General features: G+C 33.1%; 18 protein-coding genes. 9 read left to right on the top strand and 9 right to left on the bottom strand.

The genetic code is table 11. The annotated features are described in order from the left end of the window. Positions 1–64: 64 nt before the first annotated feature. From B2217_RS14290 to folE, 4 genes are all read right to left on the bottom strand, one after another. Positions 65–1,486, bottom strand: a complete 1,422-nt coding sequence (locus B2217_RS14290) for a RagB/SusD family nutrient uptake outer membrane protein (RefSeq protein ID WP_038335072.1) — start codon at positions 1,484–1,486, stop codon at positions 65–67. A gap of 18 nt (positions 1,487–1,504) precedes the next feature. Beyond that, positions 1,505–4,567 (bottom strand): SusC/RagA family TonB-linked outer membrane protein, encoded by a 3,063-nt coding sequence (locus tag B2217_RS14285; protein ID WP_052217781.1) that lies wholly within the window; start codon positions 4,565–4,567, stop codon positions 1,505–1,507. Between the two features lie 149 nt (positions 4,568–4,716). Continuing rightward, on the bottom strand, positions 4,717–6,189 hold the full coding sequence (gene cysS, locus B2217_RS14280) for a cysteine--tRNA ligase (protein ID WP_180905274.1): 1,473 nt from the start codon (positions 6,187–6,189) through the stop codon (positions 4,717–4,719). A 17-nt stretch (positions 6,190–6,206) separates the two neighbouring features. After that, positions 6,207–6,884, bottom strand: coding sequence for a GTP cyclohydrolase I FolE (folE, locus tag B2217_RS14275; protein ID WP_114997904.1), 678 nt, complete (start codon positions 6,882–6,884; stop codon positions 6,207–6,209). Between the two features lie 139 nt (positions 6,885–7,023). Between folE and hutH the strand changes: the two genes are divergently transcribed. From hutH to B2217_RS14255, 4 genes are all read left to right on the top strand, one after another. Then, positions 7,024–8,532: a histidine ammonia-lyase gene (gene hutH, locus B2217_RS14270; protein ID WP_291122939.1), complete on the top strand. Its 1,509-nt coding sequence runs from the start codon at positions 7,024–7,026 to the stop codon at positions 8,530–8,532. Between the two features lie 159 nt (positions 8,533–8,691). After that, positions 8,692–9,069: a DUF2809 domain-containing protein gene (locus B2217_RS14265; protein WP_291122937.1), complete on the top strand. Its 378-nt coding sequence runs from the start codon at positions 8,692–8,694 to the stop codon at positions 9,067–9,069. Between the two features lie 71 nt (positions 9,070–9,140). After that, positions 9,141–11,120, top strand: coding sequence for a urocanate hydratase (locus B2217_RS14260; protein ID WP_291122935.1), 1,980 nt, complete (start codon positions 9,141–9,143; stop codon positions 11,118–11,120). A gap of 6 nt (positions 11,121–11,126) precedes the next feature. Beyond that, positions 11,127–12,791, top strand: coding sequence for a hypothetical protein (locus B2217_RS14255; RefSeq protein ID WP_125350490.1), 1,665 nt, complete (start codon positions 11,127–11,129; stop codon positions 12,789–12,791). Positions 12,792–13,042: 251 nt separating this feature from the next. Here B2217_RS14255 and B2217_RS14250 read toward each other — a convergent pair whose 3' ends face one another. Continuing rightward, entirely contained in the window at positions 13,043–13,294 is a 252-nt protein-coding gene (locus B2217_RS14250) for a hypothetical protein (RefSeq protein ID WP_125350491.1), read from the bottom strand. Positions 13,295–13,365: 71 nt separating this feature from the next. Then, positions 13,366–13,524, bottom strand: coding sequence for a hypothetical protein (locus tag B2217_RS14245; protein ID WP_185144212.1), 159 nt, complete (start codon positions 13,522–13,524; stop codon positions 13,366–13,368). A 223-nt stretch (positions 13,525–13,747) separates the two neighbouring features. On the opposite strand from B2217_RS14245, the gene B2217_RS14240 reads away from it, so the two are divergent. The 5 genes from B2217_RS14240 (at position 13,748) to metQ (ending at position 17,674) form a co-directional block, all read left to right on the top strand. Next, positions 13,748–14,620: a pirin family protein gene (locus tag B2217_RS14240; protein WP_280037268.1), complete on the top strand. Its 873-nt coding sequence runs from the start codon at positions 13,748–13,750 to the stop codon at positions 14,618–14,620. A gap of 24 nt (positions 14,621–14,644) precedes the next feature. After that, on the top strand, positions 14,645–14,926 hold the full coding sequence (locus tag B2217_RS14235) for a GNAT family N-acetyltransferase (RefSeq protein WP_280037269.1): 282 nt from the start codon (positions 14,645–14,647) through the stop codon (positions 14,924–14,926). 258 nt (positions 14,927–15,184) lie between these two features. Continuing rightward, a complete protein-coding gene (locus tag B2217_RS14230) occupies positions 15,185–16,222 on the top strand; it encodes a methionine ABC transporter ATP-binding protein (RefSeq protein WP_280049069.1) in 1,038 nt (345 codons plus the stop codon). After that, positions 16,203–16,856 carry a methionine ABC transporter permease MetI gene (gene metI / locus B2217_RS14225; RefSeq protein WP_280037273.1) on the top strand — a complete coding sequence of 218 codons (654 nt, stop codon included), beginning with the start codon at positions 16,203–16,205 and terminating at the stop codon, positions 16,854–16,856. Before B2217_RS14230 ends, metI begins: the two co-directional genes overlap by 20 nt. Before the next feature lie 8 nt (positions 16,857–16,864). Next, positions 16,865–17,674, top strand: coding sequence for a methionine ABC transporter substrate-binding lipoprotein MetQ (gene metQ / locus B2217_RS14220; RefSeq protein WP_280037274.1), 810 nt, complete (start codon positions 16,865–16,867; stop codon positions 17,672–17,674). A 64-nt stretch (positions 17,675–17,738) separates the two neighbouring features. On the opposite strand, the gene ggt is transcribed toward metQ, so the two are convergent. From ggt to infB, 3 genes are all read right to left on the bottom strand, one after another. Next, positions 17,739–19,406 (bottom strand): gamma-glutamyltransferase, encoded by a 1,668-nt coding sequence (ggt, locus tag B2217_RS14215; protein ID WP_291069170.1) that lies wholly within the window; start codon positions 19,404–19,406, stop codon positions 17,739–17,741. A 76-nt stretch (positions 19,407–19,482) separates the two neighbouring features. After that, positions 19,483–22,284 (bottom strand): TonB-dependent receptor, encoded by a 2,802-nt coding sequence (locus B2217_RS14210; RefSeq protein WP_291099431.1) that lies wholly within the window; start codon positions 22,282–22,284, stop codon positions 19,483–19,485. Between the two features lie 239 nt (positions 22,285–22,523). Next, entirely contained in the window at positions 22,524–25,583 is a 3,060-nt protein-coding gene (gene infB, locus B2217_RS14205; protein ID WP_291122932.1) for a translation initiation factor IF-2, read from the bottom strand. Between the last annotated feature and the right edge of the window lie 16 nt (positions 25,584–25,599).

Genomic DNA, 25,599 nt, shown 5'->3' with positions numbered 1-25,599 from the left:
AGATACAAAAAAACCCACTTATTTCTAAGTGGGCAAATGTTATAAAAATGTTTAATTCGTTAGTTTATTTCCATAAAGGATGTTGAGACATATTTGGATTTCTTGTTCTCTCATCCAATGCTACAGGTAATACCCATAACTTGTTAGACGGTTCTAAAGTACAATTTAAACAATTTGTTTTACGATTAAATCCTAATTTATTTCTTTTTAGATCAAAGAAACGATGACCTTCACCAATAAATTCTTTTTGTTTATCCAATAAAATAGCTGTTAAGGCATCTCCTGAATATGCTGAAGCACCACGTTCTGCAGCATGTTCATTTAATAAAGTTAAAGCAGCTATTGACTCCCCTTTCTTAGCTAAAGCTTCCATAACTATATATTTTGCTTCTGTATATCTGAATACTTTTACATTCATCATATAGTTTCCTTCAGATGAGTTTCTTGGCCATTTTCTTAGCCAAACTCCTTTGTTAGGTTCGTCCGACGCAGGAGTTCCAGCTGTATTAAACAACGTCTTTCTTACATCTCCATCATCATATAAATCAAAAACCCATTTCCTCGCAAGTAAACTTCTCTGATTCCCTGAATTTGAATAAAAAGAACCTAAATGAGTATTAACACCTAAATTATATTGATTTGTTTGCTCTACCTCAAATATTGTTTCTGGTTGTTGTTCAGATACTGCGATATCAGGTGTAGAAAAATATGCTAATAGCTTATTTCCAGCAATAGGAGCTTGAACAGCTAATACTTCATTTGCTAAAGCTATAGCTTTGTCATAATCTCCCGAAGCTCCTCTTGTTAAATAAACCTTAGATAAAAGAAACTTTCCAACTATAGGAGAAAAGAATGTCTTTTTACCTTGTCTATAATTAGGATCCATTTCATTGATTCCTTCTGTAAAATCTTTAATAATTTGATCATACACCTGACCAACTGATGATCTTGGAGAAGCCAAATTTGGATCAAAAGGGCCTATATTTAATGGAACTCCATAGGCTTCATATTGTGTATCAGAAGAAGAATAATATTGTAAAAGTGTAAAATATGATGCTGCTCTTAATAATTTAGCCTCTCCTTTTAAACTTTTTACTCTATCCGTTTTTGGTAAATTTTCTTCATTTATAACAATATTTGCCATAATGATTGCATCATAAGCTTCATTCCAAATACCAAAACCTGTGTCAGGAAACCAATTTAATCCTTGTTGAGTTAAAAAATATCCATTATTGGTATTACTTACAAAAACATTATCAGATACAATATCGTTAAAGACTAATACACCACTACCATACATACTACCTCCTCCATAATATTTATATATAGAATTAGTTGTATATTCTAGTTTATTCTCACTTTCTATATTACCATTAAAAACATCCCCTATAACAGGTTCTAATTCTAAATCATCTTTATCACAACTTTGTAGAAAAAGAAAACCGAAAGAAAGCATTGCTATTTTTAATATATTTTTATTTTTCATTTTTTTTCATTTAAATGATTAGAAATCTAATACTATACCTAAAGAAATACTTTTAAATATAGGTGCTGTATTATCATACAATCCTTTACCTCTCCAACCGGCAGCAGCATTTGAGTTTGATTCTGGATCAAATGTCAAATCTTTATCAAATACATAAGTCCATAGGTTAACACCTTTCACATAAACTGTTAAGTTATCTAATCCTGTCTGTTGTTTAAATTTATCACCAAAAGAATAAGCTAACTTAGCTTCTTTAAGTCTTATGTGATCACCATCAAACATCCATCGAGAAGAAGGAGCTTCCGTTCCGTTTGCTTGATTTGCGACCTGTTTAGGATTAGATGCATTTCTATTGTCTTCTGTCCAGCTATTATATAATGCGTCTGATATTTGAGTTGTACTCATACTAGAACCATCTGATAATGTATAGTTTTGCCAACGATTGTGTACTGCGTACTCAAATTGTCCTGTAAAGAATAAAGAAAGTGAAAGTCCTTTAAAAGAAAACTCATTTTTCAAACCTGCTAAATATTTAGGGAATGCTGATTTTCCCATAAATACCCTTTCTGCCTCTGTTCTTTTATATACAATTTCAGATTTTGTTCCGTCTTTCCACCATCCACCTCTACCAGTTTCAGGATCAACTCCAGCCCATAAAAATGTATAATACTCACCTACTTCATGTCCTTCTTTTAGTACACGCATACTGTTAGAAGTTCCATCTAACTCGTAGTAATCTGAGTCTTCAAATAACTTTTCTAATCTATTCTTATTATAAGAGAAGTTTCCATAAATATTCCATTTAAAATCTTTATTTATTGGATTTGCGTTAACCGTAAGTTCAACTCCTTTATTAGATATTTTACCAACATTTGTGAATCTTCCTGATGGCTCTGGATTAGAAGAAGGAATCAATCCAGCAGAATATATTGCTTCTACGGAATTTCTCTGATAAACATCAACTGTAAAGTTTAAAGCATTTTTCAAAATACCGAAATCTAGCCCAACATTCCATTGTTTTGATATTTCCCACTGTAAATCAGGATCTCCAACTGTTCCTATCTGGTTAGTTGGATCTGCTCCATATTGACCTACTGACATCACAGAATATGCATTATATTGAGGACCCCATGAATCTGCATACGGAATATTACCAATTTCACCATAATTAGCTCTTAAAGTAAAATTTGATAAAAAGCTATCTCTTAAAAAGCTTTCTTTTGTTGCATTCCAAGATCCTCCAACAGACCAAAATGTTCCAGATTTATCATTCAATCCCAAAGTAGAATTAGAATCTCTACGTAGTTGTCCTGACAATGTATATTTACCATCAAAAATATAATTTACCCTAGAAAAGTATGAAATCTGTTTCCACTGATAAACAAACTCCTCTGTTCCAACCGTTTCCTGATTTGCATAATTAAAATATGGGCGAGGCTCTGAGAATTGAGTTCCAGATGTATATAATTGATCATATTTATGCTCTTGATATTCCATCCCAACATAAACTTGCAAATCATGTTTGTCTGCAAATTTATTTCGATAAGACACAGAGTTTTGCCAGTTCCAGTCCCATGCAAAAGTTTTTGTTGCTTGCAATGCACCTTCATTTGCAAGACCATCACCTACAGAAGGATCCCACCACGCTCTCTCATTCAAAGTTTGATACTGAGTTCCAAACAATGAAAAGAAATAGAAATTTTTTGCAAATTGATATTCAGCATTTAAAGAAGCTAAATAAGTGGAGATATCTCCTGTTGTAAAATCTTTTTCTAAAATCCCCAACGGATTAAAATTTTCATTTCCAGGAATTGATTGATTTAAAGAACCGTCTGAGTTATATACAGGAGCTGTAGGAACAAGATTCCAACGTGCATTCCATGGATTTCTAAAAGATCCACCATCATAATATGTTACTCTATCAACATGTGTATAATTAACATTAAGTCCTAATGTTAATTTATCTTCTATCTTATGATCAATAGCAGCATTAATAGATATTCTATCAAAATTTGTATTTAAAATTAGCGGTTTATTATTGTAATAAGATCCACCTATTCTAAATGAAGTATTTTCACCTCCTCCTGCTGCTGCGAAATTATAAGTTCTGACAGTAGATTGACTTCTTGTTATAACATCTGTCCAGTCAGTATCTGTTACTCCGTCATAATTTAAAAAATTATTAGTAAAATAATTTTTGGCTTCAGCTAATGAAGAATAGTTACCTGTGTTAAAATTGGCAAGAGCTCCCCATTCTATATATTCACTAGCATTCATCCAACGTTGCTTATCGTAAGCAATATTCTGGATTGCCATATCAGTTGCAAAATTAAATCTAGTTTTCTGATTATAGCGACCTTTCTTTGTTGTAATTACAATTACTCCATTTGCTCCTCGAGCCCCATACAAAGCTGTAGCAGAAGCGTCTTTCAAAACAGATACCGATTCAATAGAATTTGGATCGATAGAAGCTAAAGGATTCCACGACTCCATTAAACCTGCATTATCTGATCCTTTACCTACAACAACTCCATCAATTACATACAATGGGTTTGGAGTCCCTACCAAGGAACCTACACCACGAATCGTAATAAGATTGGCAGACCCTGGATCTCCTGAATTTGTAGAAAACACTAATCCAGCTACACGGCCATTTAATACCTCATCAATAGAAGAAGTAGGAGCTAATTCAAAATCTTCTTTTTTAACAATATCATAGGCTCCAATCTTTTGAGCAGCATCCATTTTAATACCCCCTACTAGAGTTACCGTACCTAACTCAATATTCTCTGATGCTTTGGAAATAAATTTAATATCACCTAGGGTTGTAGAAGTAACTTTAACAATTTTTTCTTCTCCACTAGAATCAATAATTTTTAATGTATCACCAACTTTTGCATCTACATTGAAGTTTCCGTTTCCATCAGTAAAAACCGAAGTTCCTGTTCTTGTAACAATAACCTCAGCTTCTTCCATTGGAAAACCATTTGAGTCTTTTAAAACTCCTTTTACTTGGGCATAAGCTAAACCTCCCATCAAAAACATTGATAGAATACCCAAAGAAGTAAACCTTCTCCTCATATTATGTTAATTTTTAGTGCTAATTATAACAAATATGATAAATAAATACTTATAATGCAAATATTTTGTTAAATTTTATTTAAACAAAACAAAAAAACCACTTATTTCTAAGTGGCTTAATTATAATACTATATTAATTTTAACTTATTTTAAAAACTAAAAGTAGTACCATCAGCGCCGTCTTTTAGTTGGATACCTAATGCACTTAATTGATCACGAATCTGATCTGATAAAGCCCAATTTTTATCCACACGTGCTTGATTACGCATTTCGATTAGCATTTTTACAACACCATCTAATTTATCAGAACTTTCGTTTGCAGCCTCTGTATCTAAACCTAAAACATCATGAACAAAACCATTCATAATCGCCTTTAAGCGCTCTAAATCTTCTGCTGTAATATTCTCGAAACTATCTTTGATTGAATTAATCATTTTCACTGCATCAAACAAATGTGCAATCAATATTGGCGTATTGAAATCATCATCCATTGCTGTGTATAATTTCGTTTCTAACTCATCAATATTAACGGTAGAAATTTTCTTTGGTGTAATTGTTTCTAATGTTTTTAATGCTTCAACCAAACGATTATATCCTTTTTCTGAAGCTAACATTGCATCATTCGAAATATCTAAAACACTGCGATAATGCGCTTGTAAGAAACAAAAACGTACAACAGCAGGATGAAATGGTTTTTCGAAGAAATCATTTTCACCATTCACTAATTGCATTGGCAAAATGTAATTTCCTGTCGATTTACTCATACGCTGACCATTCATCGTCAACATATTGGCATGCATCCAATATTTTACTGGTTCGTGACCGTTAGAACCTTTTGCTTGGGCAATTTCACATTCGTGGTGAGGAAATTTAAGATCCATTCCACCCCCGTGAATATCGAAATAATCGCCAAGATATTTTGTGCTCATCACTGTACATTCTAAGTGCCAACCAGGGAAACCATCTCCCCAAGGTGAAGCCCAACGCATAATGTGAGCAGGCGAAGCATTTTTCCAAAGTGCAAAATCCACAGGATTTTTCTTCTCTCCTTGTCCGTCTAAATCTCTTGTATTATTGATTAATTCTTCGATGTTACGGTTACTCAATTCACCATAATCAAGTCCTTTTTTGTTGTATGCTTCGACATCAAAATAAACTGATCCATTTACTTCGTAAGCAAATCCTAAATCAATTAATTTCTCCGCTAAAGCAATTTGTTCTAAAATATGACCCGTTGCTGTAGGCTCGATTGTTGGAGGTAATAAATTAAATTTCTCTAAAACTTTATGAAAATCAACCGTATATTTCTGTACGATTTCCATTGGTTCTAATTTCTCTAATTTAGATTGTTTTACAAAACGATCATTTTCTACATTTCCGTCATCTGTTAAATGCCCTGCATCAGTAATATTACGAACATAACGAACTTTGTAACCCAAAAATTTTAGGTAACGATAAATCATATCAAATGACATAAACGTACGCACATTCCCAAGATGCACATTACTGTAAACGGTAGGTCCACAAACATACATTCCAACATTATCTTGATTAATTGGTTCGAACGTTTCTTTCTGTCCCGTTAAGGAATTATGTAATTTTAATTGATTTTCTTTTACCATTTTATAGGATTTATATTTTAAACATTAAAAGTAGTTTTCATTCCGATGTACGAAATAAACTCTTTTCTTAATTGCTCATTATCTTTAAATGCTCCACCATATTCGGCAGTTACTGTACTTGATTCGATATCTTTGATTCCGCGCGAATTTACACACAAATGTTTCGCATCGATAATACATGCTACATCGTCTGTACCTAACGCTTCTTGCATTGCTTTCACAATTTGCATTGTCAAACGCTCTTGTACTTGCGGACGTTTTGCATAATATTCTACAATACGATTCATTTTAGACAATCCGATTACTTTCCCTTTCGAGATGTAACCAACATGTGCACGTCCAACGATTGGTAAAAAGTGATGCTCGCAAGTTGAATAAACCACGATATCTTTTTCAACCAACATTTGATTGTAGTTATATTTATTTTCGAAAGTTGACATTCCAGGCTTACGCTCTGGCAATAAACCACCAAAAATCTCTTTTACGAACATTTTCGCAACACGTTTTGGCGTTCCTTTCAAACTATCATCTGTTAAATCTAAGCCTAAAGTTTCCATGATGTTACGGAAATCCGCTTCTATCTTTTCCACTTTTTCTTCAGCAGACAACTCAAAGGCATCAGCTCTCAAAGGCGTTTCTAAGTTTGCTGAAATATGGTCGTCCCCCATTTCGTCATGAAGATGTTTATCACACATTACATAAAAATTTTAGCAAATTTATAAAAGATAGTGTTATAAAACCTTATCAAATCTCAATTTATTACATCTGAAATGATTTCTATCTTTTATCAAATCAATGAAAAGATTATCTTTGAAGTATCACAAATTCGAAAAAATGATCAAGAAAACTTACGGTATCGATTTTCTTTCGTTCGAGGATTACAAAGGAATCAAAGAAGGAAACATCGAAATTGAACTTAATGAAGCGAGTAAACAACAAATCTTAAAATCGCAACAAAACGTTGCTAAAATAGTTGCTTCTGGTCAAACAGTTTATGGAATTAACACTGGTTTTGGACCACTTTGCGACACTAAAATTTCGGAAGAAGAAACGCGTCAACTTCAACATAATTTATTAATCAGTCATGCGGTTGGTGTTGGAAATCCAATCAAGAAAGAAATTTCTAAAACCATGTTAATTGCAAAAGCACATGCTTTATCAAAAGGATATTCTGGTGTGACTTTAGATGTTGTGGAACGAATTTTATTAATGGTCGAAAAAGATATTATTCCGGTCGTTCCTGAAAAAGGATCTGTTGGAGCATCTGGAGATTTAGCGCCATTATCACATTTATTTTTACCATTAATTGGTGAAGGAAAAGTTTGGGATGGCGATACAATTGTTTCGACAAAAGAAGCTTTGGCTAAACATAATTTACAACCTTTACATCTTTCTGCAAAAGAAGGTTTAGGGTTAATCAACGGAACACAATTCATTTTATCTCATGCGTTAAATGGCTTAGAAAAATTCGAATATTTATTGAATTTAGCTGACGTTGCGGGTGCTTTATCATTAGAAGCTTACGAAGGTTCTCCCCGTCCATTCGAAGAAGAATTACATCAAGTTCGTCCATTCAAAGGAACTTTATTGGTTGCAGAACGTATGCGAAATTTATTGAAAGGTTCTGAAATTGCTTTCTCTCATGCAGAATGTGGTCGTGTACAAGATCCATATTCATTGCGTTGTATGCCTCAAGTTCATGGTGCATCACGAAATGCATTTTTTCATTTACAAGAATTAGCTGAAATCGAATTAAATTCTGTAACAGATAATCCAATTGTTGTTTCGGACGAAGAAGCCATTTCAGGTGGGAATTTCCACGGACAACCATTAGCAATGGTATTAGATTACGCTACAATTGCTGCTTCTGAATTAGGAAATATTTCGGATCGTCGTCAATATTTATTAATAGAAGGAAAATATGGTTTACCAAAATTATTAACAGAAAGCTCTGGTTTAAATTCTGGTTTCATGATTCCTCAATATACCTCAGCCGCACTTTGTACAGAAAACAAAACTTTGTGTTTCCCTGCATCGGCAGATAGTATTCCGACTTCTTTGGGACAAGAAGATCATGTTTCGATGGGAAGTATTTCTGGACGAAAATTCAACCAAGTCTTAGACAACGTAGAACGTATTTTAGCAATCGAATTAATGTACGCTTGTCAAGGTTTAGAATTTAGAAGACCTCGAAAAACAAGTGCTTTCTTAGAAGACGTTTTCGCAGAAGTTCGTTCAGTTTGTCCAAAATTAGAAGATGATCGTTTGATTGGAGATGATATCAACAATATTATTGATTTATTACAAACAGAGGATTTCAAGAAATTAATTTTAAGTTTTTAAATTATCCTTGTCAAGGTTTTGAACCTTGACAAGGATTGGTTATTTTATAAGCTTAATGATGATAATAAAAATATAATGTGTTCCTGAAACAAGTTCAGGATGACTTAACGATTAGTCAAGTTGAATTCATTTCAACTTCGCATAAAATAAAAATGTAATATGTTCAAATTCGATAAAAAATCATTCAGCATAGCAATTATTATCTTTTTGATTGAAGTAATTATTGCGTTATACATCAAAGACAAAATCATTCGTCCTTTTGTTGGCGATATTTTAGTCGTGATTTTCATTTACTATTTTATCAAAGCATTTATCAACACAAAAGCGATTAACATTGCAATTTTTACATTGTTTTTTTCTTTTATTGTAGAGATTTTACAATATTTCAATTTTGTAGAAATGATTGGCTTAGGACATAACAAAGCAGCAAGAATTATCATCGGAACATCTTTTTCGTGGATCGATTTACTTTGTTATTTCATCGGATTTATACTATTATTTTTGATAGATAAAGATTTGAAGAAAAATAAACTATAATCCTGTAAATTCTTCGACAGGCTCAGAATGACATTAAAAAACGTTCAGCATAAAACATAAAACACAAAAAAATGACTTTTCAAGAACAAATAAAACAAGGTATTCCTTCTGTTTTACCTCAAAAAAAAGACAGAAATCCTAACATAAGTCACGCACCTAAGCGTAAAGAAATATTATCGGAAGACGAAAAAAAATTAGCGCTTAAAAATGCGTTACGTTATTTTGAACCAAAAGATCATGCAGAATTAATTCCAGAATTTAAGCAAGAATTGGAAGATTTCGGACGTATTTATATGTATCGTTTGATGCCTGATTACAAAATTTTTGCTCGTCCAATTACAGATTATCCAGGAAATTCAGAACAAGCAAAAGCAATCCAATTAATGATTCAAAATAACTTGGATCACGCAGTTGCACAACATCCTGAAGAATTGATTACTTATGGAGGAAATGGCGCGGTTTTCCAGAACTGGGCGCAATATCTTTTAACGATGAAATATTTGTCTGAAATGACAGAAGAGCAAACCTTGGTGATGTATTCTGGACATCCGATGGGATTATTTCCTTCACACAAAAATGCACCGCGAGTTGTCGTTACAAATGGAATGGTGATTCCTAATTATTCGAAACCGGATGATTGGGAAAAAATGAATGCGTTAGGTGTTTCTCAATACGGGCAAATGACCGCAGGAAGTTATATGTACATTGGTCCGCAAGGAATTGTTCATGGAACAACTATTACCGTTTTGAATGGTTGTCGCAAAATCGATAATGAAGGTACGGCTGGTAAATTATTTGTAACGGCAGGACTTGGTGGAATGTCTGGTGCTCAACCAAAAGCAGGAAATATTGCAGGAGTTGTGTCTGTAACTGCCGAAGTAAACCCTGCTGCGACATACAAACGTCATGAACAAGGTTGGGTGGACGAAGTGATTACTAATTTGGATGAATTGGTTGCTCGTGTTCGCGAAGCCAAAGAAAATAAAGAAGTTGTTTCGATTGCTTATGATGGAAATGTGGTTGATGTTTGGGAAAAATTTGACCAAGAAAATCTATACATCGACTTAGGTTCGGATCAAACATCTTTGCATAATCCTTGGGCTGGCGGTTATTATCCTGTTGGATTATCGTTTGATGAAGCCAATGAAATGATGGCAAGCAATCCTGAATTATTCAAAGAAAAAGTACAAGAATCGTTGCGTCGTCATGCGGATTCTGTTAACAAACATACCGCAAAAGGAACGTATTTCTTCGATTATGGAAATGCCTTTTTATTAGAAGCTTCTCGAGCTGGTGCAGATGTAATGGCAGAAAATAATATCGATTTTAAATATCCAAGTTATGTACAAGATATTATGGGACCAATGTGTTTCGATTTTGGATTCGGACCTTTCCGTTGGGTTTGTACATCTGGAAAAGCAGAAGATTTACAAAAAACAGATGAAATTGCTTGCCAAGTTTTAGAGGAAATCATGCAACATTCTCCGATAGAAATTCAGCAACAAATGCAAGATAATATCACGTGGATAAAAGGTGCACAAGAAAACAAATTGGTTGTAGGTTCGCAAGCCCGTATTTTATATGCAGATGCAGAAGGACGAATTAAAATTGCGAAAGCCTTTAACGGTGCGATTGCAAAAGGTGAAATCGGAGCAGTTGTTTTAGGTCGTGATCACCATGATGTTTCTGGAACAGATTCTCCTTTCCGTGAAACATCTAATATTTATGATGGCTCAAAATTCACAGCTGATATGGCGATTCACAATGTCATTGGCGACAGTTTCCGAGGTGCAACTTGGGTTTCTATTCACAACGGCGGCGGCGTTGGTTGGGGAGAAGTAATCAATGGTGGTTTCGGAATGTTATTGGACGGATCTTCAGATGCTGAACAACGTTTAAAATCAATGTTGCATTGGGATGTGAACAATGGAATTGCTCGACGTTCTTGGGCAAGAAACGAAGAAGCTATTTTTGCGATCAAACGCGCAATGGAAGAAGAACCATTATTAAAAGTTACTTTACCAAATATCGTTGATGAAGATTTATTATAAAAGCTTATGAATACTATTGAAAATTTACTCAAATTAATTTCTTCTCAAAACAAAAGAGATATTAAAAAACTCGAAATTAGAGAATTAGAAGAAGAAAAAAAAGGGAACTTTATTGCTTTTGTAGATGACCAGTCGAATAGTTACGATGTAAATATAGTAATCAAAAATAAAGAAGTTACTTCCCATTCTTGTGATTGTGGAAGTAACGAATCTTGGTGTATTCATCAAAAAAAAATGCTAGAAGAAATCGTAAAACTTACCTCTTTAAAACCTGTTAAAAAAACTCGCATAAAAAAAGAAAAAGAGAGCGAAACTTTACTTAAACTAATTGAAGAAGAAGATTTAAGAAAATGGTTACTTGATTTTTTTAATACAAATAGAGAAGCTGAACAATATTTCATGTTATCATTTTCTCAAAAACAAAAAGAGTATTCTCTTGATGAAGTAGAACAATTAATAAAAGATACAATAACCTCAATAATAGGTAAAAAAAGGAAAGTAGAAATATCCGAAGTAAAAAAGATAATCGATTTACTACAAATTGCTCTTGAACCTGTATTTGCTTATATAGATTGCATTATTAAGACGACAGAAATCGTAAAACCACTAATTATAAGAATATGTGATTTATTACTTTCTTTTCATTTTAACTCGGGTACAACAAGTAAAAGATTAGAAAAATATGTTTACGCTATTATAGAAAAATATGCTTTTAGGATCAATAAAATAGCAGTAGAAGAACAATGGAAAAACGTTGTACTTGATCATTGGAGCAACTTCCTTAATATGGATAATATAACTGTAAATGATTTTGAAATAAATAAAGAAATATATTATCAAGCGACTACAGAGAGAAAAAAAATTATCGGACAACACCTTCTAAATTACCTAAAAAAATGGCATAAAGAAAATATAAATTATAACATAGAGATTCAGACATTCTTTCTACAAATCATGATAGAGACAGAGTTGTTTACAGAAATAAAAGATTATTTCAAACCATCAATTTATCAAAATGACTATAATTTAATGATTTTAGAAGAACTAATGAAAACTGACCATATTGCTGTAGAAGCTTATTGTAAAGATATTATTTCAAACAATTCTAAAGAAAAATACAACTACCCTTATTACAATATTCTAGAAAAACTTTATAAACAGACAAATGATTTGCCTAAATATACAGAAATAAAACTTTTAAAATTCCCTTACAATCCATCATTAGAAGATTTTCTTTTTATAAAAAATCATTTAAATGAAGAAGAAAAGTTTAAAAAATTCAGAACGAAAACACTTACTAATCTTAAAATAAATTTTTACGAATCAGATGATTGTATTGATTTATATTTTAAGATATTAGATGCTGAAAAGGAGTATAAAAAAATGATCGATGTAATAAGTAATTATGTTCCAGCTGAAATAATTTTATGTTATTTTGATCAACTCTTTTTATTTAACAAAAATACCTTCTTAATAAATTTACTTAAACGTTTAGCTTATCTCTACAGTTATTCTTCTCAAAAAGATATGGAACTTGATTTAATCAATAAAATTAAAAAATCATACGGCGATATACTTATTAAAAAATATTTAGATTTTTTAATTAATAGCGATAATTTTATAAAAATTAGAATTCAGAATAATGAATTTATAGAAAAACTACTTGACTAATTTATTTGTTTAATTGTGATCTCATAGACCTGAAATAAACAGTTGAATAAAATTCTGATGCTGAAAACAGTTTAAAATCAATATACATTGGGATGTGAATGAAACGATGAAGCTATCTTTTCGACAAAACGTGCCATGGAAGAAGAGCCTTTGCTAAAGGTTACACTTCCTAATATGGTTGATGAGAATTTATTATATATAACTAAACCCACCTCAATTGAGGTGGGCTTTATACTTCTATAAAAAGAATATTAAGAATGTATAGCTACAACAGTAGCTACTGCAGCTCTTACACAATCTTCGATATATGTTTTGATTGCATCACGATCCTCAACATTTATTTTACTGTCTTGATAAGCTTTTTCAACATCATTTTTCAAATCAGTAATTTTCTTTTCAGATTTCTCTATTTCTTTTGCGTCTTTTACATTAATACTATCAATCAACGCTTTACCCAAATCACTTGCTAATTTTTTAGCTTTATCATTTAACAATGCAGGCATCGGAATTTTAGCAACAGCAGCATTTGCGGCAGCAATATCTGTATAAATAACTGTTGCAATATCTGATTTTACTACAGCTTTGTCGCAACTTGATTTGCTTCGTTTGCATCATACGCTTTGTCTAAAGCTTTCTGTGACTCTTTTTGCGCTTTTTCTTGAGGTGTTTCATTTTTACAAGATCCTAATGTAACTAATGCAAATACACCTAAAACTATTGAATTTTTTTTCATTTTTATTTATTTTGTTAGATAGATACAACCAAATATAAAAAAAACAATAATTAGACAAACATCGTTCATCTATATTTTAGAACTATTTAAATTTAACAGATCATACAAACCATTGATATATGTTAACTTATTCAATTAAAACTTCTTAACCTACATCAATATAATCAACTATTTAGCTTCGTAAATTTGTATAACAAAAATAAAAACATATAAAAAAATCATTATGAATACAAAAAATATAGAAATAGTTATCGCTCCAAGAGAACCTCACTTCGTTGGAGATGGGTTTAGAGTTCACAATTTTATTCCAAGTGGTTATCATTTAGATATGAAAAGAATGGATCCATTTATTATGTTAGATTACAATTCTAAATTCAATTTTCCAGCAACAGACAAACCAAAAGGTGTTGGCGTGCATCCACATCGTGGTTTCGAAACTGTAACTATTTCTTATGAAGGAAGCGTTTCTCATCACGATAGTTCTGGTGGAGGAGGAACAATTCATCAAGGCGATGTACAATGGATGACAGCAGCTTCGGGTGTTCTACACAAAGAATATCATGCCGAAGAATTTTATAAACAAGGTGGAATTTTTCAAATGGTTCAATTGTGGGTAAATCTTCCTGCAAAGGATAAAATGAGCACTCCAAAATATCAAGCGATTGAACATAAAGATATTCCAACTGTAGAAGTTGAAAATGGTTTTATCGAAGTTATTTCTGGTGAATATAACCAAACAAAAGGTGCTGCATCAACATTTTCTCCTGTTAATATGCTGAATGCAAAACTGAATGAAGATGGAAAAGCTAATTTTAATTTTCCTGCAAATTACAATACCGTTTTATTAGTTATTGATGGAGAAGTAAAAGTGAACAACCAAGAAATTGTTCCAACGGATCACTTATTATTGTTTACAAACGAAGGCGAAGATTTCTCAATTGAAGCAACAAAAAATAGTGTGGTATTAATTTTGAGTGGAGAACCTTTGAATGAGCCAATCGCTTCCTATGGTCCTTTTGTGATGAATACACAAGAGCAAATTCGCGAAGCTTTTGAGGATTTTAATAACGGAAAGTTTGGTACTTTAGAAGATTAATAAACAACTTAAAAAATAAAACTCATGGAAATTAAACAAATTGATGATAAGAAAAATGGTGCTTTTGTCGTTTTAGATGGTGATAAAAAAGCTGGAGAAATGGATTACGTTTGGGCTGGTAATGATAAAATTATTATCGATCATACAGAGGTTGACGAAGCATATGGTGGACAAGGTGTTGGTAAAAAAGCTTTATTAGCCTTAGTAGATTGGGTGAGAAAAGATAATATCAAAGTAATTCCTTTGTGTCCTTTTGCTAAAGCGCAGTTTGAAAAAAATCCAGAAATTAGAGATATCTTATCTTAAGAAATAATTACTATGAATTTCGATTATACAATAATAAATCGTAATCTTAAATATTAATTAGAAAATTTATCCTGCAAGATGGTTATTTTGTAGAATAAATTTCATTTTTAATAAAAAATCATTCAAAAAAAACTAATTATTTTTGCATAACTTTTTATAAGTCCATAATTTTAATAGACTTTATAAAAGCAAAAAAAAACACAACCTCTCTGCATTTATTTATAATAATTGAGAGGTTTTTTTATTAAGATTTTTAGAATGATTGAACTAAAAAATATATCCAAAACTTTCAGAACTTCTAAAAGAGAAATTCATGCTTTGCGCGATGTTTCTTTGCAGATAGAAGAAGGAAAAATTTTTGGAATCATTGGTAAATCTGGTGCCGGAAAAAGCACCTTGATTCGCTGTGTTAATTTATTAGAACGACCTGATACAGGAGAAGTTTTGATAAATGGAACAAATTTATTGAACTTAAATAATTCAAAATTAACTTTAGAAAGAAGAAAAATCGGTATGATTTTTCAACATTTCAATTTACTTTCTTCGCGAACTGTAGAAGAAAATATTGCTTTTCCGATGGAATTGGAAGGTATCTCAAAAAGCCAAATAAAAACAAAGGTTGACGAACTTTTACACCTTGTTGATATTCACGAAAAAGCAAAAGAATATCCTACAAATTTATCAGGCGGACAAAAACAACGTGTTGCAATAGCGCGTGCTTTGGCTAATAATCCAACAGTTTTGTTATGTGACGAAGCGACAAGTGCGTTAGATCCTGCGACTACAAAATCTATTTTGAAATTGTTGAAAGAAATCAATCAACGATTAAATCTAACGATTCTCTTAATCACCCATGAAATGGAAGTAATCAATTCTATTTGTGATGAAGTTGGAGTGATTGAAAGTGGAAAATTAGTAGAACATGGTACAGTAGAAGAAATTTTCACAAATCCGAAAGAGAATATCACGCAAGAATTTATCAAAAATTCATTGGACATAGCTTTACCTCTAAGTTTTCAGAAAAATTTGGTTGATACTTATTCAGATAATAACTCAATAATTTATAAAATCAATTTCACGAATCAACCAAAATTCAATCAACTTATTGCAGAAATAAATTCGTTGCATAATATTGAAGCAGAAATCGTAAATTCAAGAATCGAATATGCTGGAGAAATCAATTACGGAACATTTTTCTTGAAAATTAATTCAAAAGAAAACTCAGCAATCGAAACATATTTACAGCAAAATAAATTTAATTTAGAAAAAATCGGTTATGTCAGAAGCAGTTATTAATCTATTACTTAAGGGAACTTGGGAAACAGTTTTAATGACATTTGTTTCCGGATTTTTTGGTTTTGTACTTGGTCTTCCAATCGGAATATTCTTGTTTTTAACGAGAAAAGGACAATTATTAGAAAACAAATTGGTTAATCAAATTTTAGCCTTTTTTGTCAATATTTTCAGATCAATTCCATTCATTATTCTAATCGTTTGGATGATTCCTTTTACACGAAGTTTAGTTGGAACATCAATCGGCGTTTCTGCTGCCTTGGTACCTCTTAGTATTGGAGCCGCACCATTTATAGCGCGTTTAGTAGAAAATAGTTTATTAGAGATTCCTGAAGGTTTGATAGAAGCAGCACGTTCTATGGGTGCAAAACCTTCGCAAATCATTTTCAAAGTTTTGTTACCAGAAGCATTACCATCGTTAATAAATGCCGCAACAATTACGTTAATTACTTTAGTCGGCTATTCGGCAATGGGTGGCGCTGTAGGAGCTGGCGGATTAGGACAAATCGGTTATCAATATGGGTATGTTGGATATGATACTTTTATAATGAATACCGTTTTAATTCTATTAATAATTATCGTTTTTATCATCCAATTTACTGGTGATTTCTTATCAAAAAAATTCAATCATAAATAATTTAAACAATGAAAAAGTTAATTAAAAATATACTTCTTACAACACTATCAGCACTTGCTTTAACATCATGTGGAGAATCTAAAACTGATGCAAATACAATAAATGTTGGTGTAATGACTGGACCTGAATTTGAGGTTGCTCAAATTGCAAAACAAGTTGCAAAAGAAAAATACAATTTGGAAGTAGAATTGATTACTTTCAATGATTATATTATTCCGAATGAAGCGTTGAATCAAGGTGATTTAGATGTTAATGCTTACCAAACAGTTCCATTTTTAGAAGAACAAGAAAAACAACGTGGTTACAAATTAGAACCTATTGGAAATACATTTTTATACCCAATCGTTGGATATTCTAAAAAAATAAAATCTATAAATGAATTAAAAGAAGGTAATACAATTGCTATTCCGAATGATCCAGCTAATGGAGGTCGATCTTTATTGTTGTTACAAAAAATAGGTTTAATTAAATTGAAAGATGGTGTGGGTTTATTTCCTAAATTAACTGATATTGTTTCTAATCCTAAAAAATTAGAGATTTTAGAATTAGAAGCTCCCCAATTACCTCGTGTTTTAGATGATGAAAAAGTAGCGATTTCTGTTATTAATAATAATTTTGCAGGACAAGCTGGTTTAGATGCTAAAAAACAAGGAATTTTTACAGAGGATAAAGAATCGCCTTATGTCAATATCATTGTGAGTCGTGAAGACAACAAAAACGATGAAAAAGTGAAGAAATTTGTACAAGCATACCAATCTGAACAAGTTGTTAAAAAAGCAGACGAAGTATTCAAAGGTGGAGCTATAAAAGGTTGGTAAAATAATTATTTATAATATTAAAAAGGCTATTCAATTGAATAGCCTTTTTGTTTATCTAACTTTTTTAATACCCTACTGCCTTATCATCTCCTCGCGGATCTGCTCCAGCTTGATACGTTCCATCCTTGTTTACCAAAATTCCTTCTACACGTCCATAAGGTTTACGTTCTTTCAACTTATAACCTTTTTGTTTTAACGTTTCGCGAACATTTTCTGATATCGCATTTGGTTCATAATCGATCTGGTCTGGCAACCATTGATGATGAAATCTTGGTGCTGCAACAGCTTCTTGCATCGTCATTCCGAAATCAACAACATTCAAAATTGCTTGAAAAACAGACGTAATAATTGTAGAACCACCTGGTGTTCCCACAACCATAAACAATTTACCATCTTTCTCTAAAATCGAAGGCGTCATCGAACTTAGCATTCTTTTCGAAGGTTCAATCGCATTTGCTTTTCCTCCAACCAAACCATACAAATTCGGTGTACCTGGTTTTACAGAAAAATCATCCATTTCATCATTCAACAAAAATCCTGCACCTTCTACAACAACCAAAGATCCGTACGAATTATTCAAAGTAGTCGTTACAGAAGCTGCATTTCCATCTTTATCAACAATTACATAATGCGTCGTTTCCATTGATTCTTTACCGATTATTTCACCCGCTTTGATTACTGAACTAGGTGTTGCTCTATCAAACGAAAAATCTTTCATTCGATTCACATTATAACTTTTATCCAATAATTGTTTTTGCGGAACTTTTATAAAATCTGGATCACCTAAATGTTCTGCTCGATCTGCATAAACGCGACGCTCTGCTTCTACCATCACTTGAATTGTAGAATCTGCCTGAAATCCCCATTTATTAATTGGATAATCTTCGATTGATTGAAATAACGAAACCAATGCAATTCCTCCACTTGAAGGCGGCGGCATCGAAATCACTTTAAAACCTTTATAATTTCCAGAAACTGGCGTTCTCCAAACTGACTGATATTCTTTTAAATCTTCATGAGAAATAATTCCGTTTCCGCGTTTCATTTCTTTCACTATTAAATCAGCCGTTTTTCCTTCATAAAAACCAGCACGACCTTTTTGTTGAATTAATTTTAATGTATTTGCTAAATCTTTTTGAACCAACAAATCTCCTTCTTTCCAAGATGATTTAGACGTTAAAGCATTCGTTTTTGAATTATATTTTACAAAATCATTATGCTTATTTGTCAGTTCGCTCGCTTGTTGTTTTGTTATTTTAAATCCTTTTTGAGCTAAATTAATAGCTGGCTGAACTAATTCTTTCCAATTTAATTTCCCATATTTTTCATGCGCTTTCACCATTCCATCGACTGTTCCGGGTACTCCTGCAGCAAATTGTCCATACAAACTAAGATCAGTAATTGCATTTCCATTTTTGTCCCAATACATATCTTCACTCGCTTTCAAAGGTGCTTTTTCACGATAATCTAACGCATCGGTCTTTCCTTTTGAATCACGATAAACCAAAAATCCACCGCCACCAATATTTCCTGCATTTGGATAAACAACCGCCAACGCAAACTGAACTGCAATAGAAGCGTCAATCGCATTTCCACCTTTTTTTAGAATTTCAACTCCAACTTTTGAAGCTTCGGGATGAGCTGTTACAACAGCTCCATTTTTGTAAGATTCTTGCGCATTCAACTGAATAATCGCGAAGAATGAAACTATAATAAATGATATTTTTTTCATAAAATCGATTTAAACAAAAATACCAAACCTTCATCAATTACGACAAAGATTTGGTAAAACATATAAACTATTTAAATTATAAACTTAATGATAAACGAGCGAAAGCAAAGCGTCCTCCTGTTCCGAATTGTTGTCCAGTACGTGAATACACAAAATATCCTGCTCCTCTATTTCCTCCAATTTTCGTTTCATCAGGATAGATATCAAACAAATTATTTGCTCCTATTGTTAACGAAATATTTTTGTTGAAAGCATAACCAAAACTCAAATCTGTTACAACTTTTCCGCTAAATGTTTGCGAATCGGCCACCGTATTTGTCGCTGCATCAACTTCTCCAAAATACACGTTTCTTAAGTAAACATTCCATTTATCCAATGAATAATTCATGGATAAATTAATTTTTGTACGAGGTATAGCCGATTCTAAATAAATACGACTTGAACGATCAAAATAAGTAGACTCTTTTCCTTTCAATAAATCGGAAGCATGTACATCACCCACAACATTTGTCTTGCTAAAAGTCGCCGATAAATCTCCACGTAATTTTCCTGCTCCCAAACGATCTTGATACGTCAAAACAACATCTATTCCTTTCGTTTCGGTATCAATTGCATTTGCGAAGAAACGAGCTGAAGTTGCATTTGCTTGTTGCAATAATTCGTAAATCTCTTTATCTTGTGCTGATGCATTTGCTGCATTACTTCCTGTGAAAGATCCTGTGTAAATGATTCGGTCATCAATTCTAATGAAATATCCGTCAACACTCAATTTGAATTTTCCCCAATTTGCCGTAGCTCCAGCCGAAACTGATTTCGATTTTTCTTCGTTCAATTGTGGAATTCCTAATAATTTTGCAGCACGACTATCATTTGTAAAAGTTCCTGAATTAGAAATTGCTCCATCTAAGAATAAACTTGATGTTGCACTAAAATATAATTGATGTAAAGATGGCGCTCTAAATCCTGTACTTGCTGCGGCTCTCAACACATAGTTTCCTAATTTGTATCGAGTCGAAATTTTTCCATTTAATGTTGAACCAAAATCTGAATAATCTTCATAACGTAACGCAGCAGCCACTAAGAAATCTTTCGTAAAATTAAATTCAGTATCTAAATACGCCGCAACAGAATGACGATTTGCATTGACTTCATTCGCTGGTAAAAATCCTGGAAAAGCTTGCGCTCCACCTGCTAAAGCAGTACCATTTACAGCGAATAATGTATTGATATTTCCATTAAAATCTTGTACATAAATTGGCTTTCCATTTCCGTCTACACCAATTTGACGAACTTTACCATAATTCGCATAAGATGACTCTTCACCTCCTACAATTTGATAATTTTCATAACGAAATTCTGCACCAAAAGCGACATTAATTCCAGCTAAAACATCATCAAAAAAACGCGTAAAATCCAGGTTGGTTGTATTCTGCGTAAAACGATATCCACCAGCTTCAAAAGATGTTGGTGAAGATTCTTTCATCGATGCGTTAACTGTATTTTTTACTCCAAAATCGATGGTATTATTTCCGTATGTGTTCGAAAAATCAACTTTCCAACCGTTAATTTCACTACGAATTCCCGCTGCTAAAGAGCGATCGTAATTATTAGTTTGAATTAATGGTAAAAATCCATTTGGATAAATTGACGCTACTGTTTGATGTAACTGAGCAGGCTGACGACGAAAAGCCGCCGATTCACCCAAACGATAATTTAATCCTCCAAATGCATAAATTTCGGTTTTATCTGAAACTGGAAAAAGTGAATTAATAAAAATCGCTCCTCCTTCATTTTTTGATTGTCCAATGCGCGAAACATAATCAGCACGCGTTTCTCCACGACGCGCTAATTCTTCCTCTGTAATATCTTTTCCAGTTGGATTTGGGTATAAATCTGGTCGATTATAATCTGAGAAAATTGTTCCTGTAAATTCTTTTTGGCGATTGAATGGTTGACGCTTGTCGTAAGAACCTGCAACATTTACAAATCCTCCTTTTTCACCCACTTTTACACCATAATTTACATTCGCTTGAAAAGTTTCACCATCAAAATTATCTTCTGCATTTTTCGAAAGATTTCCTCCATACGAAATTGACGCACGTAGTTTATCTGTCGAATCTTCTAAGACAATATTAATCACACCTGCAATCGCATCAGAACCATATTGGGCAGCAGCTCCATCTCGAAGAATTTCAATTCTTTTGATCGCAGAAGTTGGAATCGCATTCAAATCTGTACCAACAGAACCTTTACCAAACGAACCATTAATATTAACCAATGATGTTGTATGACGACGCTTTCCGTTAATCAAAACCAGTACTTGATCTGGTCCTAAACCACGCAAAGAAGCAGGATCTATATGATCTGTTCCGTCAGAAATAACTTGCGTATTCGAGCTAAAAGATGGCGCAACATAATTTAAGATTTGATTCAACGAAACTTGTCCTACTTCTTTTGTCACCTCTTTAATATCTATCACATCAACTGGTGTTGAAGAATCTAATTGTGTACGTCCAACTGCACGTGAACCAATCAAAACGACTTCGCTAAGATCAGTATCCGAATTGATTGATTGTAAAAAGAAATCTAAAGAAACTTCATTTTCATCAAGCACATTAATCGTTTGCGTCGTTGTTGGCTCACCTATTTTTGAAACAATAATTTCATACTTCCCAGGCTCTAACGTTAATTGATATAAACCATCTGCATCTGTTGTCGTCGTAATATTTGTTCCTTTTACATTAACCGTTGCTTGATCGATTGGTCCATTTATATCTTCAACCGTACCTGTGACTTTAGTTTGGGCGAATAAAAATGTTCCGCCGAAAAGAGCAGTTAGAAAAAATATTTTTTTGAGTGAGTATAATTTCTTGTTCATATTTACAATTTTAAAAGTCTAGCAAATTTATAGACTTTATAGAATATAAAACAAGTCGTTTTTAAATAAAATAAAAGAAAACTTTAAATTAACGTTAAACAGAGATTCTATTCTAAAAATAAGATTAATAACAGAATATAATTCTATATAACAAGTAGAGTATTGATTTTTATTAAATAAAATTTCATAAAAAAAGGAGCTCAAATTGAGCTCCTTTTAAAATATTTGTTGAGAATTGATTATTTCAATTTCTTTTTAACCTCTACAGTTTCGTAAGCTTCGATAATGTCACCTACTTGAATATCGTTGAAGTTTTTGATGTTAAGACCACATTCGTAACCTTTACTAACTTCTTTCACGTCATCTTTGAAACGTTTCAATGAAGCTAATTCACCATCGTGGATTACAACTCCGTCACGAATGATACGAATACTAGAGTTTCTGTAAACTTTACCGTCTAAGACCATACATCCAGCAATAGTACCAACTTTCGTTACTTTGAATGTTTCACGAACCTCAATATTACCTGTTACTTGCTCTTTCAACTCTGGAGATAACATTCCTTCCATCGCTTCTTTGATCTCTTCGATCGCAGCATAAATAATTGAGTAAGTTCTAATTTCAACTTCTTCTTTTTCTGCAATATCACGAGCAGATCCACCAGGACGAACATTAAATCCGATAATAATCGCATCTGAAGCAGAAGCTAATAATACGTCAGATTCTGTAATTTGTCCAACTCCTTTATGTAAGATGTTAACAATAATTTCTTCTGTTGAAAGTTTTTGTAAAGAGTCTGTTAATGCTTCTACAGAACCATCCACGTCCCCTTTCAAGATAATATTCAACTCTTTGAAATCTCCTAAAGCGATACGACGTCCAATCTCATCAAGTGTGATGTGTTTTTGTGTACGAATAGTTTGCTCACGTTGTAATTGATCTCTACGAGTTGCAATTTGTTTCGCTTCGCGTTCGTCTTCGTAAACTTTGAACTTATCACCTGCAGTTGGCGCACCTGCTAATCCTAATATTGTAACTGGTGTTGATGGTCCAGCAACTTTGATATTGTTGCCACGCTCATCTAACATTGCACGAACTTTACCATGGTGAGATCCTGCTAATACATAATCTCCGATGTGTAATGTACCTGTTTGTACAATAATTGTCGAAACATATCCACGTCCTTTATCTAATGCAGCTTCTACAACTGTACCAGATGCTTTACGTTTTGGATTCGCTTTAAGGTCTAATACCTCAGCTTCTAATAATACTTTTTCTAATAAATCTTCTACTCCTAAACCAGATTTAGCCGAGATTTCTTGAGATTGGTAAGTACCACCCCAGTCTTCAACTAATAAGTTCATTTGAGCTAATTGCTCTTTTACTTTTTCTGGGTTAGCTGCTGGTTTATCAACCTTATTGATAGCGAATACCATTGGTACTCCAGCTGCTTGAGCGTGAGAAATTGCTTCACGTGTTTGTGGCATGATTTGGTCATCGGCCGCAATTACAATAATTGCAATATCCGTTACTTGAGCACCACGAGCACGCATCGCTGTAAAGGCCTCGTGACCTGGTGTATCTAAGAACGCTACACGCTTACCACTTGGCAATGTTACGTTATACGCACCAATGTGTTGTGTAATACCTCCAGACTCACCAGCAATTACGTTTGCTTTACGAATATAATCTAATAAAGATGTTTTACCATGGTCAACGTGTCCCATTACAGTTACAATTGGCGCACGAGTTACTAAATCTTCTTCGTTATCGATTTCTTCTTCTTCAGTTGAGATTTCTTCTTCAGCATTAGCAAATACTGCTTCGAATCCGAAATCATCTGCAACTAATTGAATTGTATCCGCTTCAAGACGTTGGTTCATGGTAACCATGATTCCCAATGACATACATGCAGAGATAACTTCTGTAACAGAAACATCCATTAACGAAGCTAATTCGTTAACCGTTACAAATTCTGTTACATGTAAAGTTTTGTCCATGTCCATTGCTTCTTGCTCTTGCTCAGCAAACTCACGACGTTCTTTACGTTTGTCTCTTCTGTGTTTAGCCCCTTTAGATCCTTTTCCTTTGTTAGTAAGTTTATCTAAAGTGTCTTTAATTTGTTTTTTAACATCTTCGTCAGAAAGTTCTACTTGAGGAACTCTTGGTCCACGGTTGTTTCCACCTCTAAAGTTTCCACCACCTTGACGATTTCCACCTTGACCTCCTGGGCGATTTCCTCCTTGTCCTTGACCTCCTTGACGGTTGTTATTATTTCCTCCTCCATGGTTGTTATTACCACCTTGGCGGTTATTATTATTTCCTCCGTGGTTGTTGTTACCACCTTGACGATTATTATTGTTTCCTCCGTTTTCTCCAGCTTTTGTTACATCTTCTGGTTTAACGTTTTTCTGGATACGTTTGCGCTTTTTCTTGTCAGCAGCGTTATTAGCACCTTTTTGATTCCCTTTTTTATCGTCAGTTTTTTTCTTATCAAATTTAGATAAGTCAATCTTTGCACCTGTAAAATTAGGTCCATCTAATTTTGTGTAGACAGTTTCAATTTTTTGAGGTTCAACTGCTGCTACTTCTTCAATTTCTTCTTTCTTCACTTCAGGCTTCGCTTCCGTTTTTATTTCAGGCTTTTTAACCTCTTCCACCTTTTTAGGTTCTTCTTTCTTCACCTCTTTTTTAACTTCCGCCTTCGGTGCTTCCGCCTTTTTAGGTTCTGCTTGCTCTTTTTTAGGAGCTGGAGAATCTTGCTTTTTAGGTTTACCTGTATTATTTATTTTATCAAGATCAATAACTTTTATCACTTTCGGTCCTTTCGGTTCCTCTTTTGATTCAGTTTTAGGTTCAGCTTTTGGTGCCTCCTCTTTCTTGATTTCTTCTTTCTTCACCTCTTCTTTTGCCGCAGGTTTTTCTACTTTGGCTTTAGGTTTCAAAGCATCTAAGTCTATTTTTCCAACAGTCTTTGGTCCTTCCAATTCAACTTTCGTCGTTTCAATGATTTCAGGTTTCTTTTCTACTGGTTTTTCAGTTGCAGCTTTTGCCTCTGCTTCTTTTTTCTCAGCGGCTTTGATATCTGAAATTTTGTTAATGACTACTTCACCGGAAGCTTGCTTTTGTTTAGCATCAGATCGGAACTCATTAACTAAAATATCGTAAGTTGGCACGTCGATTTTAGAGTTCGGATTTTTTTCTACTGTTGTACCCTTCCCTTCTAAAAAATCAACAGCTCTATCTATTGATATATTTAATTCTTTTAATACTTTACTTAATCTTATTGTTTCCGACATATGAAGCTAATCTCTT

It is taken from the genome of Empedobacter sp. UBA7620, from assembly GCF_002484185.1.
In the GTDB taxonomy this organism is placed as follows: Bacteria; Bacteroidota; Bacteroidia; order Flavobacteriales; family Weeksellaceae; genus Empedobacter; species Empedobacter falsenii_C.
The sequence above is the reverse complement of the archived record's forward strand: the minus strand, read 5'-3'. Positions and strand labels throughout refer to the sequence as shown.

Coding starts and splice junctions, on each gene's coding strand:
- hutH (WP_291122939.1), top strand. CDS start 7,024: ATGATCAAGAAAACTTACGGTATCGATTTTCTTTCGTTCGAGGATTAC.
- B2217_RS14255 (WP_125350490.1), top strand. CDS start 11,127: ATGAATACTATTGAAAATTTACTCAAATTAATTTCTTCTCAAAACAAA.
- B2217_RS14290 (WP_038335072.1), bottom strand. CDS start 1,486: ATGAAAAATAAAAATATATTAAAAATAGCAATGCTTTCTTTCGGTTTT.
- B2217_RS14265 (WP_291122937.1), top strand. CDS start 8,692: ATGTTCAAATTCGATAAAAAATCATTCAGCATAGCAATTATTATCTTT.
- B2217_RS14235 (WP_280037269.1), top strand. CDS start 14,645: ATGGAAATTAAACAAATTGATGATAAGAAAAATGGTGCTTTTGTCGTT.
- infB (WP_291122932.1), bottom strand. CDS start 25,583: ATGTCGGAAACAATAAGATTAAGTAAAGTATTAAAAGAATTAAATATA.
- B2217_RS14240 (WP_280037268.1), top strand. CDS start 13,748: ATGAATACAAAAAATATAGAAATAGTTATCGCTCCAAGAGAACCTCAC.
- B2217_RS14245 (WP_185144212.1), bottom strand. CDS start 13,524: ATGAAAAAAAATTCAATAGTTTTAGGTGTATTTGCATTAGTTACATTA.
- B2217_RS14260 (WP_291122935.1), top strand. CDS start 9,141: ATGACTTTTCAAGAACAAATAAAACAAGGTATTCCTTCTGTTTTACCT.
- folE (WP_114997904.1), bottom strand. CDS start 6,884: ATGTGTGATAAACATCTTCATGACGAAATGGGGGACGACCATATTTCA.
- B2217_RS14250 (WP_125350491.1), bottom strand. CDS start 13,294: ATGCCTGCATTGTTAAATGATAAAGCTAAAAAATTAGCAAGTGATTTG.
- B2217_RS14210 (WP_291099431.1), bottom strand. CDS start 22,284: ATGAACAAGAAATTATACTCACTCAAAAAAATATTTTTTCTAACTGCT.
- B2217_RS14230 (WP_280049069.1), top strand. CDS start 15,185: ATGATTGAACTAAAAAATATATCCAAAACTTTCAGAACTTCTAAAAGA.
- metQ (WP_280037274.1), top strand. CDS start 16,865: ATGAAAAAGTTAATTAAAAATATACTTCTTACAACACTATCAGCACTT.
- cysS (WP_180905274.1), bottom strand. CDS start 6,189: ATGGTAAAAGAAAATCAATTAAAATTACATAATTCCTTAACGGGACAG.
- ggt (WP_291069170.1), bottom strand. CDS start 19,406: ATGAAAAAAATATCATTTATTATAGTTTCATTCTTCGCGATTATTCAG.
- metI (WP_280037273.1), top strand. CDS start 16,203: ATGTCAGAAGCAGTTATTAATCTATTACTTAAGGGAACTTGGGAAACA.
- B2217_RS14285 (WP_052217781.1), bottom strand. CDS start 4,567: ATGAGGAGAAGGTTTACTTCTTTGGGTATTCTATCAATGTTTTTGATG.